This is a genomic window from Bacterioplanoides sp. (assembly GCF_965219715.1).
In the GTDB taxonomy this organism is placed as follows: domain Bacteria; phylum Pseudomonadota; class Gammaproteobacteria; order Pseudomonadales; family Oceanobacteraceae; genus Bacterioplanoides.
On the sequence record NZ_OZ244785.1, the window covers coordinates 3,521,420 to 3,547,034 of the forward strand.

Here is a 25,615-nt window from a genome sequence, read left to right on the forward strand (position 1 = left end):
ACCGCCCTCCTTGATGGCATGTATAGAGGGATAAAGATAATGAAAAGATGGCAATGCGTGGTTTGTGGCTGGATTTATGATGAAGCCGAAGGCGCACCGGAAGAAGGTATTGCACCAGGTACGGCGTGGGACGACGTACCGGATGACTTTATCTGCCCGGATTGTGGCGTAGGTAAAGAAGATTTCGAAATGGTGGAAATCTGATCCTCAAGCCTGCTTAAGCCAGTGCCGCCCGGCGCTGGCATTACTCACCACACCTCTTCAAATTCCCAGGAAAGACATTATGAGCAATGCACCTGTTATCGTGATCGGTAGCGGTCTGGCCGGATACAATCTGGTTAAGGAACTGCGCAAACTGAATCCGACTCAAGAAATTATGATGATTACTGCTGACGATGGCAGTAACTACTCCAAGCCTATGCTGTCCACCGGTTTTGGCAAAAACAAAACCGCTGCCGATCTGGCGATGGCATCCGCGGCTGATATGGCGGAGCAGTTCAATCTGGTGGTTCGTACCAACACCCGTGTGACCAATATCGATGCTGCGGCGAAAAAAGTATTTGTTGGCGAAGAGCCGATTGAATACAGCAAGCTGGTTCTGGCCTGGGGTGCCGAAGTGGTGAGCCCACGCATGGAAGGTGATGCTGGCGATAGCATCTTCTCCATCAATGATCTGGAAGATTACGCGAAATTCCGCGCTGCAGCGGAAGGCAAGAAACGCGTTCTGATTATGGGTGCTGGTCTGATTGGCGCTGAATTCGCGAACGATATGGCGACCGGCGGTTTCGAGATTGATGTGGTTGCACCGTGTGAGCACATTCTGCCGTCGCTGTTACCGGCTGAAGCCGCGGATGCAGTACAGAACGGTCTGGAAGGTTTGGGTGTTCGTTTCCATTTAGGCCCGCTGGTTACCCGCGTATGCAAAGAAGGCGACGCTCTGGTTGCGCACCTGAGCAATGGTCAGACAATCGAAACTGATATCGTGGTGTCAGCGATTGGTTTACGTCCGCGCCTGGATCTGGCGGTGAAAGCCGGTCTGCAGGTGAATCAGGGGGTTGTGGTTAACCGTGAGCTGCAAACCAGCGAGCCGGATATCTACGCGCTGGGCGATTGTGCCGAGGTAGAAGGTCGTGTGCTGTTGTACGTATTGCCACTGATGGCGTCGGCTCGTGCGCTGGCGAAAACCCTGAACGGTGAAGCAACTGCGGTCAGTTATGGCGTAATGCCGGTAACGGTAAAAACCCCTGTAGTTCCTGTGGCTGTTGCCCCGGTCGCCGCTGACAGCGAAGGAAGTTGGTCAATTGATGTACAAGGTAACGATGTACAGGCAGAATTTCGCAATTCTGACGGCCAATTGCTCGGGTATGCTTTGACCGGAGCCAAGGTTATGAATAAAGTAGCGCTCAACAAAGAATTACCACCGTTGATGCCATAAGGATTAGTGGTTAAAAAGCACTCAGTGGTGTGGCTGTGATATGTACGTAGCAGCCAGATTCGCGTTACTTGATATTGATGCTCCGCTCCGGCGGGGTTAGACACAAAACACAATAAGGATTTGATCCATGCGTAAACCAGAACTGGCAGCCGCCATCGCAGAACAAGCTGACCTGAGCAAAGAAAAAGCATCTGAAGTAATCACTGCGATTACTGATCAGATCGCAAAAGCGCTGAGCGAAGGCGATTCTGTAAGCCTGATCGGCTTCGGTACTTTTGAAGTACGTGACCGTAAAGAGCGTCAGGGTAAAAACCCTCAGACTGGCGAGCCTATCACTATTAAGGCTGCTAAAGTTCCTGCATTCAAAGCCGGTAAGGCTCTGAAAGAGGCAGTACAATAAGTACTGAACCCGAGCTGCTGACCCGTGAATGGGTTAAGCAGCTGGTGATAGGCGAGGGGCTCTGTCCCTTCGCTCATCCGGTTTTCTCCACCATGCTGATTGAAGTCAGCGCCAGCGACGACCTGGAAACGGTCACTGCTGAATTTATGACGCTGCTGCAGCACGTTGCAGAAGCAGATCCCGAACACATCCCCACCGCCTTATTCGTTAGCCCAAACGTTCTCGACAGTTTTGATGAGTTCTGGAACTGGGTCGAAATCTGCGACAACCTGCTGTTTCAGATGGGTTACGAAGGCTTGTTGCAACTGGCAACGTTCCACCCCCATTACCTGTTCGATGGCGAAGACGATGACGATATGAGTCACTTCACCAATCGTGCGCCATTCCCGACATTACACATCATTCGCGAAGCCGAAATGGAAGAAGCACTGGCCAGTATCAGCAAACCAGAGCGAATTCCTGAAAGAAATCGCCAACATATGCGTCGTTTAGGTCGAGAAGGGCTGTTAAAGGCTATGCCTGCTCTGGCAAAATCACGGGTGTTTGACGACCACCACTGATGTCGAAACTCTCTATCCAGCCTGGTGGCTAACGAGCGACAACTCATTCCGATGTAATTGAGGAAAACTCCTGATGATTAAGTTCCGTCTGTTATTGTGGGCTTTAGGCCTGCTGATGAAAAAAGGCGCTAAAAACAACCCGGACTTCCAGAAGCAACTGGAAGGTAAAGATTTCGCGTTTCAGCTGCAAACTGAAGGCGCTGGTATCGTTCGCCAGTACGTGATCAAAGACAACAAGGTGAAAACCAAGGGCAAAGCTCACAAAGAGCCAAAATTCACCATTAGTTTTAAAGATGCGGAAACCGGATTGGCCATTCTGACGTCTAAAGACAAAAATGCATTTATGAAAGGTATTCAGGACAAGAACATTGTCATCTCTGGTGACCTGTCTCTGGTAATGTGGTTCCAGGGGATCTCCAAGTACCTGAAGCCGAAAAAGAAGAAATAATTGTAAAGCTAGCTGCATCGCCATTACTGCGTTAAAAATTCGCTCCCAATGCTCATTTATGGCTTATAAACTGCGCTTGCTCGCGAATTTTATGCCTTGTTCTGGCATCTTCGCTTACGCTTTACGAGATAGATGACTGATGATTGTTTTTCAAAGCAGCAACAGGATGTTGCGGTAGGATCAAGGGCCATGGATGGCCCACTGATCCGGCGGCTGAAAAATAATCGTTAGTTATCTATAGAGTCGAAAAATAAAAAACAGACCAACAAGGAACCTGATATGAATCTGACCAAACGAATTCTGATAGCCATGCTACTGGCGGTGGTGCTCGGCAGTATCACTCAGGTTCTGCTTGCGGATGAAACGCTGAATGAAATCCTGCGTTATATCCTCGACGATATTCTCGCCAATGGTGTGTTCTTTGTGCTCGGCAAAATTTTTGTCGCCAGCTTAAAAGTGCTGGTGGTGCCACTGGTGTTTGTATCCTTAGTGTGTGGTGTCTGCCATCTGAAAGACCAGAGCAGCTTAGGTAAGCTGAGTTTAAAAACCATTAGTTTGTATATTCTGACCACAGGTATGGCAATCTCTCTGGCGTTATTCCTTGCCACCCTGTTTGAACCAGGTGCAGGCGTCTCTCTGGAAACCGAAGCCAACTACAAAGCACCAGCAGAAACCTCACTGAAGCAGGTTCTGATTGATATTTTCCCAACCAATCCAATCGCTGCTATGGCTGAAGGCAAAATGTTGCAGGTGATTGTTTTTGCCTTGCTGATTGGTCTGGCAATTGGCCGTGCCGGTGAGGTGGGCGATCGTATTGGAGCCGCGTTCAACGACTTGAATGAAGTGCTGATGAAGCTGGTGACCCTGTTAATGTCACTGGCGCCATACGGCGTGTTTGCTCTGTTATTCAGCCTGTTCGCAAAGCAGGGTTTAGGTACCATTGGCGATCTGGCGATTTATATGATGACGGTTGTCGGTGCGTTGGCAGTACATGCGTTTGTGGTCTATCCACTGCTGCTGAAAACCTTTACTGGTCTGTCGCCGGTAACCTTTATGCACAAGATGCGTAACACCCAATTGTTTGCTTTCAGCACGGCTTCCAGTAATGCCACATTGCCTATTACCTTGCGTACCGTTGAGCAGCGCCTCGGTGTTGAAAACCGTGTCGCGTCGTTTGCTGTGCCATTAGGCGCAACCATCAATATGGATGGAACAGCGATTATGCAGGGCGTTGCCACCGTCTTTATTGCCCAGGCTTTTGGTCTGGATCTGGCGATGACGGATTACCTGCTGGTGATTGTTACAGCCATGCTGGCATCTATCGGTACCGCTGGTGTACCGGGTGTTGGTCTGGTAACTCTGGCGATGGTGCTGCAGCAGGTTGGTCTGCCGGTTGAAGGTATTGCACTGATTATTGGTGTGGATCGTATTCTCGATATGATTCGTACCGCGGTGAACGTCACCGGTGATGCCATGGTATCGGTCACCGTTGCTAACAGTGATAATGGCATCGATAAAGACGTGTTTAACGACCCGCAGGCCGGGGTCGCTAAGTGATTCGATTCGGAGCAAATGTGAATATTGTTAAACCTCTGGTAGCAGCCTTATTGGCTGCTTCCGTGTCTCTGGTAAACGCACAGCAGAATGTCGCGGTTATTGATTCACCAGTGACAGAGCAAGCGTCTGAAGCAACTTCAGAGCAGCTAACACCTGAACAATTGGCCGAGCAGCAGCTTCAGGAACAACGCCAGTTGTTGCGCAGCGATATTGTGCAACTGTCTGGTCTGACCGGTTTAAGTCAGCAGGCCCGTAATCTGGCGCAACAAACGCTGAACGAGCAACAGGCGCAGCTGGGATATCAGTATCAGGTTGCCAGTCGTGTAGCTCAATTCTGGAATCCGCAATTAATTGAAGGTCAGCTGCAGCAAGCGCTGGAAAGCGCAAGCGACGAAGATCTGGCTGCCTTGCAGCAATTACTGAACGACGCCCGTCTGCAGGATGCCCGCGCTAAAGAAAGCAGTGCGGTATCCGATCAGGGCAGTGCAGAGTTTCAGGCTTATGTGCAGAAATTACGGGCACAGCCCCCGGGCGCTGCACGTTTAGCGCTGGTTCAGGAGCTGGATAAAGCGATGCGCTTTTCTGAATTTATGCTGCTGACCCGTGCTTCCGTCTACGCTCAGTTGGAGGCGGTACTGAAGGGCTGGAAACCGGCGGAAGACTGGCAGCAAACTCTGCAAAACGAAGTACAGGAATTCCTGTTATACACCTACCGCCGTACTCCGAATGACGGCATTCGTGAATTAACCTCGCTGTATCAGAACCAGGCGCTGCAGCAATGGCTGGCGGCGGTTAAACAATCTTTGCCACAGCAGCCTGCTGGGCAACAGGATTCCTGATTTCTGATGGCCAGAGCACAGTCGTTTTCGACGATTGCCGCCTGGCCACTGGCGATTGCTCAGGCATTAGAGCAGCAGCAAATCGATCCCCAGCCTTTATTTCAGCAAGCGGGTATTAACCGCGAGCAACTGCAACAAAACCCTGATGGCCGGGTTGAAATTCAGCGTATGACTCAGCTCTGGCAGCTGGCTGAAGCCGCAACGGCTAATCCGGCTTTTGGCCTTGAAGTCTCACGCTTTGCCCAGCCGATGCATTTTCGTGCCTTAGGGCTGGTGGTGATGACTTGCGACACCATGTTGCAGGCTATCGAAAAGCTGGCGGAATACCATGCGCTGGTGTCTAACACGGTGAATGTGCGACTGGTGCATCAGCCGGACCGGTTGGGTTTTGCCGTTGATCCATTAGCGGAAGTTGAAATCAGCCCGATGGCGACGGAAGCCTTTTTTGCCACCATGGCGAATCTTGCGCGGCAGTTAACCGGGCAATCGAACCTGATTGTTGGTGCTGAACTTATTCGCAGCCAGCCGCGCAGTGCCAAGCCCTGGCAACAGATTTTCAGTGATCAGGTACGTTTTGCTGCCAGCACCAATTGTTTATGGTTTTCCCGACAGAAATTAAATGATGCCCAGGTGATGGGTAACGCCGAACTACGTGAAACCAATGAAACCCTGGTGAAAAAATACCTGCATGAATTACAGGCGCTGGGATGGCGAGCCAGAGTTGAGCAAAGCATTCTGGCGCGGTTGGAAGCGGGTGAACCTAGCCTGGAAGATCTGGCGAAACAGTTTGATTTAAGTGAGCGTTCGTTGCGCCGTTATCTCAGTGATGAAAACACCAGTTTCCGTGAATGTTTACAACGGGTGCGCCAGCAACTGGCGTGTCGGTTATTGGAGCAGGGGCTGAGTATAAGCGAGGTTGCGTTGCGCGCCGGCTTCAGTGACAGCAGTAACTTCAGCCGGGCCTTTCTGCGCTGGACCGGGCAAAAGCCCGGTGAATTTAAGAGCAGATAAAGTTACAACTGTACTGGCGTTACAATCGGGAAATTATTCTGCGGTTTCTCGAATAAGGTAAAAAAGCGCACTAAATCCAACGCACTGCCATCGATGGTCAGGCGATCGGAAAATAACGTCTCTTTAATTCCCGCTGCACCCAATAACATATCAACAAATAATTCATGCTCGACGTTTAATGTGGCATCGGCTTTATCATTGGTTCGCAACGCGCGGTGATGCATTACTGAATTTTCCAGCCACAATAAATGCGCTTCTTTCAGGTCCGGGAAGTTAATGGCAATACGCCAGTTTTTATCCACTGCATCTTCGGCTTTTAACCGCACCGACATGGAGTCGAAAAAGTTACTCACCGGCGAATGCATCATCACGTCTTTCATTTTAGTGATATCCAGACCGTTCTGACTGGTGCCCTGGCGTAATTCTTTGGCGGCGGATAAATACACATCACGCCATGGACCGGACTCCGCCTGGAAGCCTAACTGATCATAAGCTTCGGCTAATAAATCTTTGGCTGCCTGATTATCCGGCTGGGCGTATACCAGGTGATTTAAGATTTCCGCCGCCCAGCGGTATTCGCCGTTATCCACACTTTTCTGTGCGTTGGTTAATAAGGCTTGCGCACCTCCGGCCAATTCAACATAACGGCTGGCGCTCTGACTGGCAGGCAGTGGGTCTAAGTGCGCCGGGTTGGCGTCGTACCAGCCCATATAAGCCTGATACACAGCGCGGCTGTTGTGTTTTAACGTGCCGTAATAACCGCGGTTGGAGAAGTTGGTCGCCAAGGTTTCTGGTAATTGAATACGTTCAGCAATTTCACCACCATTTAACCCATTATTTAAATAACGCACGGTTTGATCGTGAATGTATTTATACGTATCGCGTTGCTGGCTCAGGAAGGTCTGTACTTTTTCCTGCCCCCAGATTGGCCAGTGGTGGCTGGCAAAATAGGTATCGGCGTCGGCAAATAAATCCTTGGCTTCATTAATATACGCACTCCATTTGCGTGCATCGCGTACCTTAGCGCCGCGTAAGGTGTAGAGGTTGTGCATATTGCGCGACACTAATTCAGCACCACAAAAGGCTTTGTGTTTGGGCAGGTAAAAAGTCATTTCTGCCGGGGCTTCGGATTCCGGGGTGTACTGGAAAATAAAAGGCACACCGTCGATGGTTAATTCACTGCCGGTTTTACTGATCAGTGTATTCGGTTCCACCACACCAAAGGTACCGAATGCCGGGCTTTTGCCTAACCCGGAACCCACGTGGCCGGTTTCATTGCGCTCTAACTCACGACCGTACATAAAACTGGCGCGGCGACTCATGGCGGTACCGGCAATAATATTTTCGCTGGTGGCTTCTTCGAGGAAACCGTCCGGGGCAATAATTGGAATATCTTCATTGGCGGCACGGTCGATTAAACCGAGCACACCACCAAAATGGTCGATATGGCTGTGGGTAAATAAAATCGCAGAGATGGGTTTTTCGCTCAGATGCTGCATGGCAAAATCCATCGCTACCTTGGCGGTTTCTTTTGCCGTCAGCGGATCAATCACAATCCAGCCGCTTTTACCTTCAATCAGCGTCATATTGGATAAATCGAAGCCACGCAGCTGATAAATGCCGGGTTGTACTTCGAATAAACCGTGAATGTTATTCAGCTTGGCCTGGCGCCATAAACTTGGGTTAACACTGGCTGGCGCGTCCCCCTGAACAAAATCGTAATCGGCAATACGCCAGATGATTTCCCCCTGATCGTTGCGCACTTCTAATGATTCAGGTTTGGCGATCAAGCCACGGTTGGCTTGTCGAAAATCCTGCTGGTCTGCAATGGGCAAACGACTGGCCACCGCCTGGTTGGCCGCCAGGGTAAAGTGGCTTGCCGGATTGTTAGCAGTCAGGCTGACATTGGCCGAGTTCTGTTGGTTGTTATCGCAACCGGCCAAGATGGCCAGTGAAATAGCGATAACGCTGGTCTGGCGGAAGATACGGAAAGGGCGGACTGATCTCATGCTGCTGATATCCTGATGTTATCTCTTATTCTGATAACACCAGTCTATGTCACGGTAGCACAGTGGCTGTGGTTTGATCTGGCCAGCTTTCCGTCTGAAACGGCCAGACCTTTTTGTTTTTGATCAGTCGGTTTTAAACTGACCCACCAGATCATTTAAGGTGTAGGTCTGGCTGCTGATATCGTTCGCGTTGGCAGAAACCTGGTCCGCATGCGCCTGGATACTCTCGGCCTGATTCACCACATCCTGCAGCTGCTGATTGATATTGCCGATGATATCCATCTGCTGGCGACCGGCGCTGGCGATATCAGAATTCATACGATTAATGTCGCCAACGGAGGCCGAAATGCTGTTCAGTGCATCACCGGCTTCACGTGCTTTACTGACGCAGATCTCGGCCTGGTCGGTGCTCGACTGCATGGTGTTTACGGCGGAAACCGCACCAGCCTGCAGGCGCTCAATCATGGTCTGAATTTCGGTGGTGGATTCCTGAGTTTTCGAAGCCAGAGAGCGTACTTCGTCGGCAACCACGGCAAAACCTCGACCCTGTTCGCCCGCACGCGCGGCTTCAATCGCTGCGTTTAATGCCAGCAGGTTGGTCTGGTCGGCGATACCACGAATCACATCAAGAATGGTGGCGATGGTATTGGAATCGTTCTCCACCGTGCGAATTGCATCGGAGGCCTGCTCAATATCCTGAGATAACTGATCAATACCATTAATCGCACTTTGTACCACTGATAAACCGTGCTTGGATTTCTGATCCGCATCGGTAGTGGCTTCGGCTGCACTGGAGGCATTACCGGCAACGTTTTGTGAGATATCCACCAGGCTGGCCATGGCGTCGGCGGAACCGGATAAAATACGCTGCTGATCCTGAATCGAGGTGCGGGTTTCACTGGTCATCGAGGTCATGGTTTCAGAAGTGCTTTTGACCCCCTGAGTGGTGTCGCGCACTTTTATCACCAGTTGATAAATATTTTCAGCAAAGCGGTTGAAGCCTTTTGCCAGAATCGCCAGCTCGTTCTGACCATTAGCCTGTAAGCGGCTGTTTAAGCTGCCTTTGCCACGACCAATATCCTGCATCGCATCCACCACCTGCTGCAGCGGAGCGAAGATCATTTTTACCGCCAGAAACGCAGCGAATGCGGTGGCCGCAGCCACCAATAATTGTAAACAGGTGGCGATGGCTGCCCAGCGTTCGGCGTCTTGCTGAGCGGTGGCAACCTGAGCGCTGGTGCGGTTATCGAGTTCATTAAAGAAGCGTTTTACCGGCGTCATGATTTTGCTGACTTCGTTGTGATAATTCGAATCAAACAGAATGCGTAACGCAAAGGCGTTTAAGCTCTCACCGGCTTGGGGTTGAAAAGGACCATTAACAATCTGATTTTTTTCGATGATGGCCATTGCCTGACTTTCGGTGGCAATCAGCGCATCGGAGTTATTGCTTGCTTCGTTCAGCAGAGCAAATTCTGCATCGGTAAAGCCCAGCTCTTTCATGATGTCGCGCTGCTTGCGGCTTTCACCCGGGTACAGATCTTTATTTACCGTCGCCGGGCGAGGGATTTCACCATTACGCCATTTCACGATATCCCAGTACTGCTGACGGTAGCGGTCATCACCGGTCGATACGTAAGTACGGGCCAGACGTGTCAGGTTCATCGACGAGTGCCGAAACTCATCGGCCAGCTGGAAAGACAGGTAGCGCTGCTTCGCTGTGGCGGCCAGTTCCTGACTCGACGTTGCCGCGTGTTCCGATGCCCAGACAGCGATCAGCATGGTAATAAATATGCTGCTGAACAGCGTTATGACCTTGTTCTTTAACATAATTGTTTCTCGTTAACTTAGCTTTGCAGTAAACGTACAGGGGGAGCGGAGACAGTAAATCTGAGGCTGGCGCAGCACATCCCGGTGCAGGGGTTACGTCAAAGGTTTTACTTATTGATAAAGAAACTATAGATGAGCTTCTTAGTTGCACAAGGACAAAGTCGACAATTTGGTCGACTTTTGAGCGGTAGATATCTAGTCAGATCCATCATGGAATTTGTGGTTTTTCATAAAGGACTTGTATGCCCTTTGGTTCAGGCATGTTCGAACGAATATAATATTTGGCTTAATTAAATTGTCGTGACACCCGAACCATGCGCCTGCTGAAAACCGCTTTCCACCCAGAGATATCACCTGCGGATATATCACAATCCTCCGAGTTAACCCTGATTGAACGCCACGCAGCACGAGCCATCGTTCTGCGTGGTGATGACATCCTGCTGTTATACACAGAGCGTTATCACGACTACAGCCTGCCCGGCGGTGGTATCGATGACGGCGAAGATGAAATTCAGGGCTTAATCCGTGAGCTGCAGGAAGAAACCGGTGCGCAGAATATCCGTAATGTTCAGCACTATGCGCGTTACGATGAATACCGTCCCTGGTATAAATCCGATGCCGATATCATCCATATGATTTCTCACTGTTTTACCTGTGAAATCGATGATGAGTTAGGGGATACCGCGTTTGAGTCCCACGAAGTCAGCAACGGCATGAAGCCGGTGTGGGTGAATATCCATGAGGCGATCGCCCATAACGAAGACGTGATTGCCAGCAGCCCGAAGAAGGGTCTGTCGATCGACCGTGAGACCTTTATGCTGAAGGTGATTGCGGAAGAACTGCTGCCCGGCTGACTCGTTGCGACCGGGCGGACTGATCAACGATAAAATCGCATCGCCGGTTCCTATCCACAATTGACGTGCGGGAACAGTTGTTTGGACTTCTCGTCGGCTCATGTCTGCTATAAGCTGGCCGCATTGATGAAAAACTGTCACAGCTGGGCGTTACACTGCCAGCCATCACTTTTACCCAATGAGTGTCAGCAATTTAGTTTCACAAGGACATAGCATGATTATTAAGCCAAAGATTCGCGGTTTTATTTGTACCACCACTCATCCTGTGGGCTGTGAAGCCAACGTTCAGGAACAGATTAATATCACCAAAGCCCAGGGCGAAGTGGCTAACGGCCCGAAGAAGGTGCTGGTGATTGGTTCTTCCAGTGGTTACGGCCTGGCCTCGCGTATCACCGCAGCATTTGGTTCCGGTGCCGCCACCATTGGTGTGTTCTTCGAAAAACCGGCGACTGAGAAAAAAGCCGGTACCGCCGGTTGGCACAACTCGGCGGCGTTCGACAAGCTGGCGCACGAAGCGGGCCTTTATTCCAAAAGCTTAAACGGCGATGCCTTCAGCCACGAAGCCAAAGCCAAAACCATCGAGCTGATTAAAGAAGATCTGGGTCAGGTGGATATGGTGGTGTATTCGCTGGCATCCCCGGTACGTAAGCTGCCGGATTCCGGTGAAGTGATTCGCTCGGCGCTGAAGCCAATGGGTGATGTGTACAAAGCCACCGCCGTCGACACCAACAAAGACACCCTGTTCGAAGCCGAAGTAGAACCGGCTTCCGAGCAAGAAATTGCGGATACCGTAACCGTCATGGGCGGTCAGGATTGGGAACTGTGGATGTCAGCCCTGGCAGAAGCTGGTGTACTGGCGGAAGGTTGTAAGACCGTCGCCTATAGCTATATCGGTACCGAAATCACCTGGCCGATCTACTGGAACGGTGCTTTAGGTGAAGCGAAAAAAGATCTGGATCGTGCCGCTCATGCGATTGATGCCGAGATGAAAAAGATCGGTGGTTCGTCCAACGTTGCAGTACTGAAGAGTGTGGTGACCCAGGCCAGTTCAGCGATTCCGGTGATGCCGCTGTACATCGCTATGTCGTTTAAGAAAATGCGCGAGCTGGGTATTCATGAAGGCTGTATCGAACAGATCAACCGTATGTTCCGCGAGCGTTTATTCCGTACTGACGGCGCTGCGCCGGAAGTGGACGACAATAACCGTCTGCGTCTGGATGACTGGGAATTACGTGAAGATGTTCAGACCCACTGCAAAGCGCTGTGGCCAACTCTGACCGACGACAACCTGCGTGAGTTAACCGACTATCAGGAATACAAAGACGAGTTCCTGAAACTGTTTGGCTTTGGTATCGAAGGTATCGACTACGACGCGGACGTAAATCCGCTGGTACCATTTGATGTCGTTGAGATCTGAGATAGCTGATATCTGACCAGCACCTGAAGAAGCCCTGGCTGTAATCCAACCGGGGCTTTTTTGTGTCTGTTTGACTGTTCAGATGGTCAGGTTTTGGTGCATTATCCCATCGTTATTTTTATTCCTGACTAAAATGTATCAGGTCATTAATGAAGTTGGATTTTGATATGCACAACCTTGAAGTCGGGCAGAATATTTCAGCCCTGGCTAACGACGTTGAGAATGCCGGATCGCAGGATGATTTGCTGGCATTAATCAACAAGGTAAAACACCACCCGGGTCCGTTGGACTATCGCTTCAGGCACTGGTGGATACTGGTGGGTTTTCTGACCGTATGTGGATTGCTGGCGGGCTACGCATTTTTCACCGTGCTTGCCTATTCCATGGGTTTTTATTCATTACCACTGGCGGGGGCGCAGCTCGAACCCTGGTTGCTGCCATTGCAGTTATCAGGGCATTGGGCTCCGGCCTTGCTGGTGGCTGGCATTGCTTTCTGGAACAGTGAGCAGGGCCGTCCGTTTCAGGTTTTTAGTTCCTTCAGTGCTGCCTGGCAGGGACCGTTGCTGGTTGGCTGCGTGGTGTTGGCATTAACTTTTATTCCACAGTGGCAATATTTTTACTGGGTGGGATTACAAACGCTGGCGGCCTGGATATCGCCGTTTGATTCGTTGTCGGGCTACGGCGATCCGGGTTCCGCGCTAACTCTGATGATGCTGATTGCAGCAGGTTGGCTGGCTTATACATTGCGCCGACAGGCCAACTGGCGTGACCGTCTGTCGGACCGAATCAGTGAGCGTGATGCTTTATTTAACAACGGCCTGACCGAGATGGATATTAATGGCACTCAGGAAGCCGCGTCGTTATTAAAACGCTTTCAGGATTTCCGTCGCGGTAACGATGATCGCAAAGTGATGAAGTTGTTCCACGGTTACTTTGATGGTGAGCAGCAGGGCTTTGCTTACCGGGTTTGCCAGTACCGCTACAGCGTACGCACCTCGTCCACCTACACCAACTCGAACGGTGACTTACGTACTCGTACGACCACCAAAACCTATTATCGCCACAGCCTGCTGACCACGCTGAATAAGTCGGCCTGGGTGGGCATCAGTGCGGATTCCAAAAAGCGTTTCGACGGTGTGAAATACAAGTCAGACGATACGTCGTTTAACCGCCAGTTCCGTTGTTGGGTAGAATCAGCACCACAAGCTGAGGAATTCTTCACTCAGGAAATGCAGCAGTTGTTGCTGGAAATTGCCGCTCAGACTGACAAGCCTGTGCTGGAAATTCTCAATGATGGATCGCTGTGTTTATCGCTGAATAACGACGTGTTGGCACTGGAGCGCCGTAACAGCCTGGAAGATCCGGACGCCTTTGCGAAAGAAATTGCCGCACATAACGAGCTGCAGACGCTGAATGATATTCTGCGTTTGATCGGGAGACTGCGGTTGTTGCAGGGAATTGATTTATCCAGAGAGTTGGAATAAATCGAGTGATAAATGGCGGATTTAATAAGCCTTGCGATGAACGCAAGGCTTATCCGCTTTTAGCCTTGTTGCATCACCCCCTGAAGGCGGCGAATGCTGTCGGTGATATCGGTTAACGAACTGCGTAACGTGGTACTCATTTCATTCAGTTCATTGGCGCGGTTTACCCCGGACGCTCCTTCTTCCGACAGCACTTGTGAATGTTGCTGCAGGTTCGCCAGAGTGATTTTCTGTTCTTCAATTTGTTGTGAAACCTGAGCCATGGTTTTCTCAACCTGATCAATATTTTCGAAGGTAATATTCACCGCCTGTTGCGCGCTATCCATCGAATCACGGCTGGCCTTGGTGGCTGACGTGGATTCATCCGAGCGCTGACGAATTTCTTCCGTGGTGTGATGGGAACGACTGGCCAGATTACGCACTTCATCGGCAACCACCGCAAAGCCACGGCCACTTTCGCCAGCACGGGCGGCTTCAATCGATGCGTTTAACGCCAGCAAATTGGTTTGTTCGGCGATGGCGGCAATTTCACCCACAGACGATTCAATCACCTGGGCGGCGGTATCAATTTTATCGATATGGCTGGAGGTGGTTTTGGTCAGCTCCCGTGCAGAGCGGGCACTGTTGGTCGCTTCGGTACTGGCTTTAATGCCGCTGTTAATGATGGTTAGTGCTTCGTTAAATACCTGCTGCATATTGCCAATCTGAGAGCTGGTGTTATCCACCGCGCTGCTGAGCAAATGCATGGAATCGATGTTCTCCGCCGACTGCTGTTCCAGCGAGGTGGCGATGGCATTCAGTGCTTTCTCCGCTTGCTCCAGTGCGCTGATGCTCAGGCGGGATTCTTCGACGGATTTCTCCAGGTTGGCAGCGTTACGGGCATTTTCTTCCATGGATTGCTGCAGCTGCCGATTATTCTGCTCTGCACTGGCGAGGGCATTCTGCACCTGCATCGCCAGCGTCAGTGCCAGGCCCGCACAAATCGGCACGATGCCAATAAAGTTAACGGTGTCGATAGCGCTCAGATTTTCCTGAGCGGTTGCCGACACGGCAAAACCGTCGGCGCCATAGAGGGTAAACACCGTGGCAACAATCGACAGCAGTGTGTAGAACACCACCCACTGCCAGTTTACCCAGAGCGCAGCCAGCAAGGGTGCCAGAGAAGCAAACACCAGAATGGTTGGGGTGAGCTGTTTCAGCGCCAGTCCAGCGACCAGGATGTCGGCGGTGACGATGGTGATGGTCAGGTGACGGATCAAAGGTTCAGAGCCGCCGCTGCGCAGATACATGATAAACAGCGGGTAGATAACGAGCAGCGGTGCATTGCTCCAGACAATGGCAGGCACGTCAAAGTACCAGTACATCACAACGTAAGAACCTGCAGCCATCATCAGGACGATGAGCAGGTATTCAGTCAGGGTTTGTTTTTGGGAAGCCTGTGTCACGGCGATGGTCCACGCTCTTGATGATATTAATATAAGTGTAGACTCTGGCTGTTGTTTTGGTTGAAGAACGGATGCTGCAGCTTATTCAGCAGTATTCATTGCGCATTAGCGTGGTGAGCACATGAGAAACCAGCTCTGCTTGTCGGTTCGTGGCTGTTTTTTGATAGATGGATTTGAGATGGCTGCGTATCGTTGACAGTCCGCGGCAAGTTTCTGAGGCGATATCTTCCAGAGCCACACCGCGGCATAAATAATCGCATACTTGTGACTCCGCTTTTGACAGATTGAAAAACTTTCTAATTCTGTCGGGGCTGATTCCGTGTTCTTTATTCCAGGGGTAAATCGTTACTAATATCCCCATATCAGATTCTTTTTCTGAGCGAATCGGAGTTAATAATAAACTGGCTCCTTCATCAACGGATTTAACCGACAATACTTTGCTATCGGTATCATTTTTATCCAGAATTGCTGAACTGTAGGCAAGAAGCCGGGCATTATTTTTATGATCGGATAATTCAGCAATGCCGCTGTTATTAATCGTAAGGACGGACGAATGATCCAACCAATCCTGCGCTTTTTTATTACGAAAGCTCAGGTATCCACCTTGTTTTATGAATAGAAGAGGTAGGGTCAGGTGATCGAAAATAGATTGTAAAAGTGACGTACTTTTTGTTTGGTCAAATGCCAAACGCAGGGCGATAGCTCGTCGGATATCACGAATTAACAAGCTGAGTTGCTGTAACTCCTGTTGCTGAAAATGGCCCTGATCAGAGCTTCGTCCCAGAGTCAGGGCAAAGATTGAATGTGCATCTTTATGGATAACAGCGCAGGCACCATCTGCAAGACCGGCTTGTTCACACCAACCCTGCACAACCGGATCATCAAGGTGATTGTCATTACTGTAAAAGGCGCTGCAGAATCCGTTTTTCTCCTGTTCTATCGCACGTTTTAATAATGGGTCTCTGTGACCAAGATTAGCGATGTAGTATTCAATTACATCGTGGGGCATATCCTGATACCAGCCGCCCATAACTTGTCCGGTACTGGTGTTGCGAATCGACAGGGTCGCTGTGGTGCAGGAAAAAGTCTGTTGTAATGCCTCAAGAAAATAGTTAAACCCAGATGAGTGAGTAACGCTGGCATAAGCCAAATCAGAAAGTACTTCCAGATTAGCTGAGAGCGGTTGGGGATGCTTCTTTTCCTGAATTATCAATGACATGCTGTGCTTTATGCTTATTTAGTAATTTTGAATAGTATAAGATATCGACATTGCTCCCTTATATAGGGGATGTTGGGGGGCTGATTGGATAATGAGGAATTGGCGTGTTTGTAGTGGCAGATTCAGAACGTTTTAAGCTATTGGTACAAGATACTTACGGCATTGCTCATAGCTGTTCTGAACAAATGTTTAAACAACGAATATTGGAGCGCCTAACACAAGCGGTTCAGCTCGACACCGCATTCTGGATGACACGCAGTGAAGTGGACACGCCGTATGCGGCGGAAGAAACTTATACCTACAACCTGCCGGAAGGCGTACAAGAAAACTATATTAAACACCCGACCGTATTTCAGCAGGCGCTGGAGTTGAACCAGGTGCTGATGGCGAACCTGGGCACAACCATTGATGTTAAGGACATTATTCCTCAACAACAGTGGCTTAAGTCGGATATGTATTTATTACACTGTAAAAAATACGATATTGAACACTCTCTTATGACGCTCTATGCCAGTGATCATAATCAGATGATCGATTCCGTGTCGCTTAATCGTCATGCCCGGCGTCAGCCATTTTCACAACAGGAGCGTGAATTTATTCAGGCTTATGTACCACACATGGTTGAGGCGCAGCGATTAAATACTCTGCAGCATTTTCAACGCAATCAGGCTATAGATATGCTGCGCGGTGTTATCGACAAACACGGCAAAGTGATCGAAGCGGATAGTGGTTTTGTTGAAATGCTGGCGGATATTAACGTCGATTTATCCACGCTTGATTCAGATAAAGTTCAACTTAATGACCCTGAGTCAGGTTACACCTGCCATGGCTATCGTCAGTCCGGCAATATTTATCTCGAGGTTCAGCAGAAATCTTCCTGGGAAGAGCTTTCCCCAAGAAAAGCCGATGTTGCACAATTATTGGTTCAGGGAAAGCCCAATAAAGCCATTGCCAGCCAACTGGATATGTCGGTTGAAACCGTTAACGAATACGTCGGCGATATTTTTAAGCGTTTGCGGGTTCGCTCGCGCTATCAGGCGATTGCGATTTTATCCGGTGGCAATCGCAATATCACCTCGGTGCAGCTGTTATTAAGCTCTGATAATACTCTCCTGTATTGTGATAACAGTGCTGCAGCCATGCTGGATAAACAGCAAGTACAACTGGATGATGTGATTCAAAGAGCGAACCGTAATATCGCGATTTTTGCGATTAATGGCATTCTGTTTCAGTGTGATAAAACAGAAAAATTTAGCCGCATTACATCAGCCGATTATTCTGAAAAGCTGACACTGCTTACCGAGCGAGAACTGGTGATTGCTTATTTAATTGGTAATTTATTAAGCAACAATGAGATCGCTGAACAGCTGGAAATATCGGTTAAAACCGTTGAAAACCAGCTGACCAGCATTTATCGAAAACTCCAGCTGCGCAACCGATCTGAGTTGGTTGCCCGTTTAAACGCTTCGCCTGGCGGAAGCGTTGGCTGAGTTAACTTTTTTGTAGTCTGGCTCCCACACAAAGCGTGGGAGCCAGACAGTTGATTACGGCGCCTCCATATTCATCAGAGTATTCAGGTTATTGTTATCCTGACACCAAAGCGTTGCCTCTGGGGAAGAGGTGGAACCCCCGTTGTTGAGTAAGGTGACTGCTCCGGTGCAATTCTGGCCGTCTCTGATCCGGTCGAAGTTACTCAGGTTGCGATTGTTGGGGTCTACTTTCACCATCCCTCTGTTCTTCGATACCAGATACAGCTCGGTATTGTTTGTATTACCTTTATGCCAGACAACAATGTCCGCCACGTCCCAAGCAGCATTTGCATTGTAGTTAAGGAATGGTTCAAAAAAATCGCCAATAATCTGACTGGTATTATTGGTAGCACTATTGTAGTGATATAACGCGCTGGTGCCGGCTGTTGTTTCGTACGGCTGAGTAACCGCATACACCACCTGGCTGGCGGTTACCGCCGCCATCGCCTTTACGGTTTGGATGTTACTGGTATAAAGCCGGGCCAACAGGTTGTGACTGTTAGTCGTCAGTTTGGTGTCGAGGCCACCACTGATGCTGCTATCAAACGTCAGGTTAGCCATTGTAACCAGGTAACTGCTATGGACACCGGCGAAGAGGCCGTTACCACCAATCGCCAGATTAAACTCAACACTGTTAGCGTTGCGGGTTACGTCGGTTAAAGAAAGGTTCTGGCAGCTACTGATGGTTGCGTTGCCAATTTGCAGCGGCAGTTCAACCACGTCAGTCGCTGCGGAAGCCAGGCGCAATACAGCTTTGGCCGGTGTTGCGCTGTTATCACAGTGGATCAGCAGGTCTTCACCGTCAGCAACCTTGATGGCGGTCAGATCAGCGATATCATTGTTCGCCAGTGAGATGACGCTGGTCATATCGACAGAACCATTATTGCCGGTTAGTTGAGCTTTGAGAATTTCCGAACCCGTGGCCGTCGCTTTAGCGCTATACAGCGGGAAGTCTTCGGTCAGTTCCGTGCGTTGGTAACCGAGTGGCACTTCCATGCCCAACAACTGATCCTGGCCAGCGCTCCAGCTGCTGTCGTTGATGGTTGCCTTAAAGAAGTCTTTATCAAAAGTGCGGCTGCTCAGTTCACGGGTGACCAGGCTGGCACCATTGGCACCACCAATCATCAGAGTGCTGGTGACGGTTTCACGATCACTGCTGCCGGAAGTATGACGAACACTAACAATGTCATCGGTAGTCACGGTATGGCTGTAGTTGCCGATATCCGTTGCTGACGGTGCTGTGCCGGTTACCCAGTTACCGTAGTTAATTTTATAGTCGCCGTTATAGACATTGATTGGCGTACCGTTAACGGCGGCATCAATATTGTGGCGGCTGAATACTTCGACGTTTTCCGCAACTGAGTCCAGTGCTGATCCTAATGCGGCGGGCGAGTATATGGTGCCATCAATGTTGTAGTCTTGAATGCTACCGAACTCAGGGTCCGGTGCGGCCGGAGTGGTGACAGAGAAGGTGAACGTTGAGGAATTGACTGTTAGTACCACATCTTTGGTTTGGTAGTAACCATTACCGGTTCGTGTCCGCAGCTGAATGCTGGTGCCTGCGGTAATGCTGCTGGAGGTATTCAGCCAATTGCCTGTGCCATTCAGTTGATAGCTGCCACTGCTGATGCTCACGCTTGCGTTACCATCAAAGCCAGCCAGTACCACGGAGTTACTGGTTGCCAGGCGACCTGGAGAGACGTCCGTTTGCGCAGTAAATACGACTGGCGTTGGTGTTGTGCTGGCATCGCGGGTGGTGGAGGTAAAGCTGGTGACGTAGCTGCCCAGCGTCACTTCTGCTCCTTCCTGCTCTGACAAATCTTCCGAGCTGGTGTGCGATACAGTGAAGGTGTCGCCAGCTTGTACCTCTACGCTGGTGGTGTAATCCACGCCATTGAGATGAATCGTACCGCCGCGAACGCTCAGCGTCAGTGTGCCATCAAAGCCTGCTAAGGTGACGGCATTACTGGTTTGTAGTGTGTTGGGTTCAACATCGGTTAAGGCTGTAAAGGTGAAGGTATCCGGTGTGGTATCTTGTGTTTTCGTGGTGGTGGTGAAGGTATAGCTCTCACTATTGACCATCAGAGTGGTGATGGTATCGGTTTCATAGTCGTCAGCCGTGGTTTGACGCAGGGTCAGGCTGTCACCGGCTGTGATCGTCGCTGTAGTTGTCCAGCTGCCGCCGTTCACCTGGAACTCACCCTGGCTGATAGTGACGTTGGCATCACCGTCAAAACCGGCGCTGGTAACGGCATTACTGGTAACCACGCTGCTGATTTCCTGGTCGCTCAGGCTGGAAAATACCATGGCATCGGGAATGACATCCTGCGTCCGTGTGCGTGAAGTGAAGCTACTGAAGTCTTTTCCGGCAACGATTAAAATCGTCGCGGAGGTGATGTCATAATCAGACCAGGCGGTATGACGTAAACGTATACTGTCGCCGTTGCTTACCGAACCACGGGTGACCCAGCCGCCATTATTAATTTGCAGTTCGCCACCACGCACAGTAACCGGCTGACTGCCTTCAAAACCTGTCAGCGTTACCGCGTTGCTGGTCTGGGTCTCGCCTGGGTTAGTATCGCTGATTGAGGTAAAGGTGACCGCATCCGGAGTGCTGTCTTGATCGCGGACTGTGATAGCAAACACCGCTTGTGCGCTGCCCAGTGTAACAACCGTTGAGGTCTGGCTGCCAAACGTGGAAGAGGTGTTTATTCTGACTTTTATCCGGTCGCCACTGCTGACATTGGCCGATGCACCTGCGGCAAGCGGCGTGTCATTAACAATTAAGATCGCACCATTATTGGCACTTAATGGCAGCTGGCCATCAAAACCCGCCAGAGTGATTTCGTTACTTTCTACCGCGCTGCTCGGCTCGGCAGCTGTCACAGCGTCAAAGCCGATCGAGTTTGGGGTAATGTCTCTGGCGCGGGTGGTGGTGGTGAAGCTGGCCTGCATACCATTAATGTCAACGGTTGCGCTGACCTGAGTTTCGTAATCAGCCGATGACGTGTTGCGCAGGCGCAACGTATCGCCAGGATTAATCATGGCGCTGGTTACCCAGTTGCCGTTGTTTAATTGCAACTCACCATTACTGGCATTGATCGCCAATGGCCCATCGAAGCCGCGAACCGTTACCGCATTACTTTGAATAACCTGTTGTAACTCTACGTTAGTTTGCGCGGCAAAACTGATGGCGTCTGGTGAGGTATCGGCTGCGCGGGTGGTGGTAGTGAAGGTAATACCAGGATTCGTTCCGAGTGTCAGCGTAGTGACGTTGTCGGTCATAAACGCATTAGCCGCTTGCTGGCATACCTTGATGGTATCGCCTGGATTGACGCTGAACGACCCAACCGTTGGCTCCTGAGCATTATTGAGCAGTACCCAACCATTATTGACGCTGGAAGACAGCGGGCCGTCGAATCCGGCTAAGGTCGCCGCAGCGCTACAGATAGTTTGCTCTAATTCGCGGCCAGTGAGACCTAAAAATGCAAATGCATCAGGCTCAATATCCTGAGCCCGAGTGGTGATGCTGAAGCTGGCAGAAACATCGTTAATTTGTACTGCCACGCTGGCTGATGTGGCAAAGTCATTAGGTGCTGTCAGGCGCGCTGTTAACGTATCGCCGGCCGAAATGGTCGCGGAAGTTACCCAGTCACCATCATTTACCTGAAACTCACCATTACTGGTCGAAATATTCAGCTCGCCATCAAAGCCAGTCACCGTTACCTGATTACTTTGAATCACACTACCCGGCTCAATATTGTTCTGATCGTCAAAGCTGAAGCTGTCAGGTGTGCTGTCGACAACTACCTGGCTGCCGCCATCTCCATTGCCGCCGTTTGGCGCGTCTGGGTTATCACTGTCTGAGCCGCCACAGGCGGTCAGAGTCATTGTTGTTGCTGCCAGCATCGCCAGCAGAAGTTTGTTTGGTTCCATATCCATCTCCAGAATGCTTCGCCACCGATGAGCAGCGAAAATACCGGAAAATTTTAGGGTTAAGCTGAATTGTGAACTTCCCTCATATAGAGGAATTGCAACGTAGTTGACAGGAAGTGTGATGAGATTGGCGTTTTTTAAAAACGCATGAAAAATGCGTAAAAAAACCAGCCCCACAGTATGGTTGGGCTGGCTTTATCAGAGGATTAAATAGAATTGGATAATGTCATTATTTCACTTCTACTTCAGCTCCAGCACCTTCAAGTTCGGCTTTAATTTGTTCGGCCTCTTCTTTGCTGGCGCCCTGCTTGTCGCTGTTATTTTGTAATCTAGCAGCCGCAATATGGCTATTGCTCGTACTAAAGCGGCTATAAAATAACTTAGGGGCTGGCTCAGTTTGGATATCCTGATCTGTCTTCTTCGCGGTATAGACTAACGTCACCTCGTCGGAGTTATCGATATAAACACCCATTTTTAAAGGTGATAAATCGTTGGTGTCGATATTGTTGTCGATTATCTCAGCATCCAGCCAGCGGTTGCCATCGTAAATACGGCTGTACAAGGTAGCAGGCTCACGATCGTTGTTTGCATCAACAGAATAACCAAACCAGGCAATGACAGCTTTACCATTGTCATTGATATCGCCGGAAAATCTATAGTGAACAATTTCTCCCTCTGATTGATGTTGGATACTGGAAGCTTCAAATGCGCTGGCGTCAGATATGTTGCTACGTAAAGGTGTTTGCTTTGTCGTGTTATCGAACTCTCGCCAGAGCGTTAAACCATAATCGCTACCATCACTCAGGTAAGTTCGTAGTATTGGGGCACCTAGTGCAGGTAAATCGTCGGCAAGGGTGACGGCTGGTGATAAGCTGCTGCCATTGTCGAAACGAGCTTGTAAATTACGTCCTTCATCAAATACTACCAGGCTGTGGCTGGCATCGTTGACGGCCATGCTGGCCCGTTTTGAACGGATCGAAGGTGAAGACGCAAGGTTGGACGAACCCAAACCTTCACCCTGGGCAGTATCAAACCCGGCAATCAATACACTGCCTGCTGCTGTATCATTAAACCTTAATACGCGCCCTTTGCCATCGTTACCCAGACCAATGCCTCGGATAAAACGAGACCCGATACTGTTGGCCTGAGCTTCCGGATTAGTTGCACATTGGTTGTTGCTACCACAATATTGATAATAGGAATTATCAAGGTCCCGGCGGTACCAGGTCATCAGTAGGCTGTCATCACCGGCCAAAGCAACATTAAAATCTCCAACATTGGAGCAGGAGTAGCTGCCATTGGGGTTACGCAACAGCCGAGCGGTGACCGAGTTGCTGCTATCCCAGTGGTTACCATCATATCGGAAGTAGGTTAATGCACACTCCCTGAAATTGCTGCTTGGATTGACTGGTTGCGTTGATATGGCCATGACGGCCTTGCCGTTGCTATTGACGTCCCAGTCAAGTTGATTAACCGAGAAGATTGGGCTGATTTGAGTCTCATCGCTCCAATTGCTGCCATCAAATTCACGACTATAAAGCGTCGAGTGTTTTTGGGTCACCATCATGGGCTTGTTGCCTGCGCCATCGAACAGCTCCAGGCTGGTGTAGTTACTACCGTCGGTTAGCGCAACCGGGGTTGACCATTGTGGGGCTGACGTTTGATCACCGCCGTTATCAGTATTACCGCCGTTATCGGTATCGCCAGCATTATCCGTATTGCCAGCATTATCTATGGGGGCTGGCGTTTCTTCCGGTGAGCTTGAACTTCCGCCGCCACCGCCGCAGGCAGTGAGGGTTAAGGTCGAGACGGCCAGCATTGCCAGTAAGAGTTTATTCGGTTCCATCATCATCTCCGGGTTTGTTTACTGCAGATACGCAGCCAATTACCCGAAAATTTTATGACTTAGCTGAAATACGAACCTCCCCTATATAGGGGAATTAGAGTGCGATAATGATTTTTTACATTGCTGTAAAAAACACATAAAAAAGCCGGACTTTCTTTTCAGAAAGACCGGCATTGTTTAATTATTTACGAATAAACCTGTCTGGCTCCCACGCTCTGCGCGGTAGCTAGAAAGTTAAGGATAACCCGGAGCCTGTAATTCAAGCACTTTCCCGGCTTCCGTTGCGTCATAACACCACATTTTCTGGCCGTAACCATTAGCTGGATTTGCGGTAATCACATCGCTGCAACGTTGCGCCAGCGTATCCGATGTTTTAGCCAATGTGCGTGCCGGAACCGCCACAAATGGGCGATGGCCAGCAACAGCAATACCGGGTGCATCGGAGTCAGACACCAGGTAAATCAGATCATGATCATTGATGCCCTGTACCAGGGTCATATCTTTTACCGACATTTGTTGAGCCACACCGGCAAATACATCATTAACGGATTGCGACACAACTTTCGTGATTGGATTCGCCGCTGCACCATTCATGTAATAAAGCGTGTTGTAGGCATTGTCATCTTCATAGGTGAAAAAGTAGATGTTATTACCATAGGCGGCCACTGCATCGAGGCTATCGTTAGGACCTGCTTGATACAGATTTTGTGCTGCCGCTCTGGCTTCGCCACTGAGGAATGAAATGGCACCCTGATCAATGGTTTGGGTGGTATCAAACACTAAGCTCACCTGCACTAAACGATCACCACTAAAACCTGCGTTGTCAGGTTCGCTGTAGCCCACTACATAAACTTTGGCTTCCATCGCGGTGCTCGAGCCTTGCGTGAAAAGAGCATCCAGGCTGTTGCAACCACGAAGGTGGAAATTGCCATTAATGTCACTCAACCCAATTGCTTCAACATCATCGGGTGCTGAACTTTCCCAGATATGTAATTTGGTTGATTGAGCGTAACCGACAGAGTTATTACCATCCTGGCAGGCGATGACATAGTCTTTGCCGTTGCTGCTGATAATATCGAATTTTTGGTAATCCTGGCGGTCACGGCCGTTATCGATAGTACGGGTGATACTGAAGTCAGTTTGTGGATAAGCCACAGACTGAAGTGTAAATAAGTCGCCGTCCTGCCCTTCGACTGGCTTCGCTTTCAGCATCGAAATCACAGGGTTGTCGCGCGTGCCACCGTAGCTCAATCCCAGTACTCGATCCTGACCGGCACTCCAGCTGGTATCCTGAAGCAAGGTTGGTGTGCTGTTCCCAGAATTTTCGCTACCAGAAGTCTCGTTGGCTGGTGGTTGTTCTGTTGTGGAGCTTGAGCTGCTTCCCCCGCCACAGGCTGTTAGTGCCAAGGCAGAAGCATACAGTAATGCTAATAATGTTTTGTTCGTTTCCATAATCATCCCCAGATTGATTAACTGCGGTTCGGCAGCAAAAGTGGTTGGAGATTTTATGTTTCATGACTCAGGCGAACTTCCCCTGTATAGGGGAAGTGTATGCGAGTGTGAACTGCTTATCACAGTTTGTGACTGCGATGTGAATAACGCATACAATAGCTGAACACTGAATAGGTTGTTGTTTGTATGAATCGCAAGAAAAAGATCAAAACCATCCTCACTAAAAAACTGAAGAAAACCCAGAAGCGTGAGGCGCCGAAGAACTCCAATAAGCCGCGTTATATTTCTAAAGCCGAGCGGGCGGAAATGGCAGAGCAGCAGGCCAGCGAAAGCAGCGAGTCCTGATA

The 25,615-nt window shown here is 49.9% G+C and carries 20 protein-coding genes; 13 read left to right on the forward strand and 7 right to left on the reverse strand.

Annotated features, from left to right (window positions below; genetic code table 11):
• Positions 1–39 precede the first annotated feature (39 nt).
• The 8 genes from ACOQOZ_RS16425 to ACOQOZ_RS16460 all read left to right on the forward strand — a co-directional run bounded on the left by ACOQOZ_RS16425 (position 40) and on the right by ACOQOZ_RS16460 (position 6,250).
• Positions 40–204 carry a rubredoxin gene (locus tag ACOQOZ_RS16425; RefSeq protein ID WP_068655637.1) on the forward strand — a complete coding sequence of 55 codons (165 nt, stop codon included), beginning with the start codon at positions 40–42 and terminating at the stop codon, positions 202–204.
• Between the two features lie 79 nt (positions 205–283).
• Positions 284–1,435 (forward strand): FAD-dependent oxidoreductase, encoded by a 1,152-nt coding sequence (locus ACOQOZ_RS16430; RefSeq protein ID WP_420589233.1) that lies wholly within the window; start codon positions 284–286, stop codon positions 1,433–1,435.
• Positions 1,436–1,562: 127 nt separating this feature from the next.
• The gene (locus tag ACOQOZ_RS16435) at positions 1,563–1,835 is read left to right on the forward strand and encodes an HU family DNA-binding protein (RefSeq protein ID WP_420589234.1); all 273 of its coding nucleotides are present in this window, start codon (positions 1,563–1,565) and stop codon (positions 1,833–1,835) included.
• A gap of 17 nt (positions 1,836–1,852) precedes the next feature.
• A complete protein-coding gene (locus ACOQOZ_RS16440) occupies positions 1,853–2,395 on the forward strand; it encodes a DUF1415 domain-containing protein (RefSeq protein WP_420592428.1) in 543 nt (180 codons plus the stop codon).
• 73 nt (positions 2,396–2,468) lie between these two features.
• The gene (locus ACOQOZ_RS16445) at positions 2,469–2,843 is read left to right on the forward strand and encodes an SCP2 sterol-binding domain-containing protein (protein WP_420589235.1); all 375 of its coding nucleotides are present in this window, start codon (positions 2,469–2,471) and stop codon (positions 2,841–2,843) included.
• A gap of 279 nt (positions 2,844–3,122) precedes the next feature.
• Positions 3,123–4,400, forward strand: a complete 1,278-nt coding sequence (locus tag ACOQOZ_RS16450) for a dicarboxylate/amino acid:cation symporter (protein WP_420589236.1) — start codon at positions 3,123–3,125, stop codon at positions 4,398–4,400.
• Positions 4,401–4,417: 17 nt separating this feature from the next.
• The gene (locus tag ACOQOZ_RS16455) at positions 4,418–5,239 is read left to right on the forward strand and encodes a hypothetical protein (protein WP_420589237.1); all 822 of its coding nucleotides are present in this window, start codon (positions 4,418–4,420) and stop codon (positions 5,237–5,239) included.
• 6 nt (positions 5,240–5,245) lie between these two features.
• The gene (locus tag ACOQOZ_RS16460) at positions 5,246–6,250 is read left to right on the forward strand and encodes an AraC family transcriptional regulator (protein ID WP_420589238.1); all 1,005 of its coding nucleotides are present in this window, start codon (positions 5,246–5,248) and stop codon (positions 6,248–6,250) included.
• 2 nt (positions 6,251–6,252) lie between these two features.
• On the opposite strand, the gene ACOQOZ_RS16465 is transcribed toward ACOQOZ_RS16460, so the two are convergent.
• Both ACOQOZ_RS16465 and ACOQOZ_RS16470 read right to left on the reverse strand, forming a co-directional pair.
• Positions 6,253–8,259 carry an alkyl/aryl-sulfatase gene (locus ACOQOZ_RS16465; protein WP_420589239.1) on the reverse strand — a complete coding sequence of 669 codons (2,007 nt, stop codon included), beginning with the start codon at positions 8,257–8,259 and terminating at the stop codon, positions 6,253–6,255.
• Between the two features lie 123 nt (positions 8,260–8,382).
• Positions 8,383–10,086, reverse strand: coding sequence for a methyl-accepting chemotaxis protein (locus ACOQOZ_RS16470; protein ID WP_420589240.1), 1,704 nt, complete (start codon positions 10,084–10,086; stop codon positions 8,383–8,385).
• Positions 10,087–10,400: 314 nt separating this feature from the next.
• On the opposite strand from ACOQOZ_RS16470, the gene ACOQOZ_RS16475 reads away from it, so the two are divergent.
• The 3 genes from ACOQOZ_RS16475 to ACOQOZ_RS16485 all read left to right on the forward strand — a co-directional run bounded on the left by ACOQOZ_RS16475 (position 10,401) and on the right by ACOQOZ_RS16485 (position 13,841).
• On the forward strand, positions 10,401–10,940 hold the full coding sequence (locus ACOQOZ_RS16475) for an NUDIX hydrolase (RefSeq protein ID WP_420589241.1): 540 nt from the start codon (positions 10,401–10,403) through the stop codon (positions 10,938–10,940).
• 214 nt (positions 10,941–11,154) lie between these two features.
• The gene (gene fabV / locus ACOQOZ_RS16480) at positions 11,155–12,357 is read left to right on the forward strand and encodes an enoyl-ACP reductase FabV (protein ID WP_420589242.1); all 1,203 of its coding nucleotides are present in this window, start codon (positions 11,155–11,157) and stop codon (positions 12,355–12,357) included.
• 149 nt (positions 12,358–12,506) lie between these two features.
• Positions 12,507–13,841, forward strand: a complete 1,335-nt coding sequence (locus ACOQOZ_RS16485; protein ID WP_420589243.1) for a DUF3137 domain-containing protein — start codon at positions 12,507–12,509, stop codon at positions 13,839–13,841.
• A 59-nt stretch (positions 13,842–13,900) separates the two neighbouring features.
• Here ACOQOZ_RS16485 and ACOQOZ_RS16490 read toward each other — a convergent pair whose 3' ends face one another.
• Both ACOQOZ_RS16490 and ACOQOZ_RS16495 read right to left on the reverse strand, forming a co-directional pair.
• Positions 13,901–15,286, reverse strand: a complete 1,386-nt coding sequence (locus tag ACOQOZ_RS16490; protein ID WP_420589244.1) for a methyl-accepting chemotaxis protein — start codon at positions 15,284–15,286, stop codon at positions 13,901–13,903.
• 85 nt (positions 15,287–15,371) lie between these two features.
• Positions 15,372–16,505 carry a helix-turn-helix transcriptional regulator gene (locus ACOQOZ_RS16495; RefSeq protein WP_420589245.1) on the reverse strand — a complete coding sequence of 378 codons (1,134 nt, stop codon included), beginning with the start codon at positions 16,503–16,505 and terminating at the stop codon, positions 15,372–15,374.
• Positions 16,506–16,609: 104 nt separating this feature from the next.
• Between ACOQOZ_RS16495 and ACOQOZ_RS16500 the strand changes: the two genes are divergently transcribed.
• Positions 16,610–17,995, forward strand: a complete 1,386-nt coding sequence (locus ACOQOZ_RS16500) for a LuxR family transcriptional regulator (RefSeq protein ID WP_420589246.1) — start codon at positions 16,610–16,612, stop codon at positions 17,993–17,995.
• A 54-nt stretch (positions 17,996–18,049) separates the two neighbouring features.
• On the opposite strand, the gene ACOQOZ_RS16505 is transcribed toward ACOQOZ_RS16500, so the two are convergent.
• The 3 genes from ACOQOZ_RS16505 to ACOQOZ_RS16515 form a co-directional block, all read right to left on the reverse strand.
• Positions 18,050–21,970, reverse strand: coding sequence for a beta strand repeat-containing protein (locus ACOQOZ_RS16505; protein ID WP_420589247.1), 3,921 nt, complete (start codon positions 21,968–21,970; stop codon positions 18,050–18,052).
• 229 nt (positions 21,971–22,199) lie between these two features.
• Complete coding sequence (locus ACOQOZ_RS16510; protein ID WP_420589248.1) at positions 22,200–23,816, reverse strand: hypothetical protein; 1,617 nt, start codon at positions 23,814–23,816, stop codon at positions 22,200–22,202.
• 234 nt (positions 23,817–24,050) lie between these two features.
• Positions 24,051–25,268: a hypothetical protein gene (locus ACOQOZ_RS16515; RefSeq protein ID WP_420589249.1), complete on the reverse strand. Its 1,218-nt coding sequence runs from the start codon at positions 25,266–25,268 to the stop codon at positions 24,051–24,053.
• A 186-nt stretch (positions 25,269–25,454) separates the two neighbouring features.
• On the opposite strand from ACOQOZ_RS16515, the gene ACOQOZ_RS16520 reads away from it, so the two are divergent.
• Positions 25,455–25,613: a DUF2986 domain-containing protein gene (locus ACOQOZ_RS16520; RefSeq protein WP_420589250.1), complete on the forward strand. Its 159-nt coding sequence runs from the start codon at positions 25,455–25,457 to the stop codon at positions 25,611–25,613.
• The last annotated feature ends 2 nt before the right edge of the window (positions 25,614–25,615 follow it).

What these genes read in the sequence shown, in the direction of transcription:
- ACOQOZ_RS16515 (WP_420589249.1), bottom strand. Translation starts at nt 25,268, where the DNA reads ATGGAAACGAACAAAACATTATTAGCATTACTGTATGCTTCTGCCTTG.
- ACOQOZ_RS16425 (WP_068655637.1), top strand. Translation starts at nt 40, where the DNA reads ATGAAAAGATGGCAATGCGTGGTTTGTGGCTGGATTTATGATGAAGCC.
- ACOQOZ_RS16445 (WP_420589235.1), top strand. Translation starts at nt 2,469, where the DNA reads ATGATTAAGTTCCGTCTGTTATTGTGGGCTTTAGGCCTGCTGATGAAA.
- ACOQOZ_RS16475 (WP_420589241.1), top strand. Translation starts at nt 10,401, where the DNA reads ATGCGCCTGCTGAAAACCGCTTTCCACCCAGAGATATCACCTGCGGAT.
- ACOQOZ_RS16430 (WP_420589233.1), top strand. Translation starts at nt 284, where the DNA reads ATGAGCAATGCACCTGTTATCGTGATCGGTAGCGGTCTGGCCGGATAC.
- ACOQOZ_RS16505 (WP_420589247.1), bottom strand. Translation starts at nt 21,970, where the DNA reads ATGGAACCAAACAAACTTCTGCTGGCGATGCTGGCAGCAACAACAATG.
- ACOQOZ_RS16510 (WP_420589248.1), bottom strand. Translation starts at nt 23,816, where the DNA reads ATGGAACCGAATAAACTCTTACTGGCAATGCTGGCCGTCTCGACCTTA.
- ACOQOZ_RS16470 (WP_420589240.1), bottom strand. Translation starts at nt 10,086, where the DNA reads ATGTTAAAGAACAAGGTCATAACGCTGTTCAGCAGCATATTTATTACC.
- ACOQOZ_RS16520 (WP_420589250.1), top strand. Translation starts at nt 25,455, where the DNA reads ATGAATCGCAAGAAAAAGATCAAAACCATCCTCACTAAAAAACTGAAG.
- ACOQOZ_RS16495 (WP_420589245.1), bottom strand. Translation starts at nt 16,505, where the DNA reads ATGTCATTGATAATTCAGGAAAAGAAGCATCCCCAACCGCTCTCAGCT.
- ACOQOZ_RS16450 (WP_420589236.1), top strand. Translation starts at nt 3,123, where the DNA reads ATGAATCTGACCAAACGAATTCTGATAGCCATGCTACTGGCGGTGGTG.
- ACOQOZ_RS16435 (WP_420589234.1), top strand. Translation starts at nt 1,563, where the DNA reads ATGCGTAAACCAGAACTGGCAGCCGCCATCGCAGAACAAGCTGACCTG.
- ACOQOZ_RS16460 (WP_420589238.1), top strand. Translation starts at nt 5,246, where the DNA reads ATGGCCAGAGCACAGTCGTTTTCGACGATTGCCGCCTGGCCACTGGCG.
- fabV (WP_420589242.1), top strand. Translation starts at nt 11,155, where the DNA reads ATGATTATTAAGCCAAAGATTCGCGGTTTTATTTGTACCACCACTCAT.
- ACOQOZ_RS16465 (WP_420589239.1), bottom strand. Translation starts at nt 8,259, where the DNA reads ATGAGATCAGTCCGCCCTTTCCGTATCTTCCGCCAGACCAGCGTTATC.
- ACOQOZ_RS16485 (WP_420589243.1), top strand. Translation starts at nt 12,507, where the DNA reads ATGAAGTTGGATTTTGATATGCACAACCTTGAAGTCGGGCAGAATATT.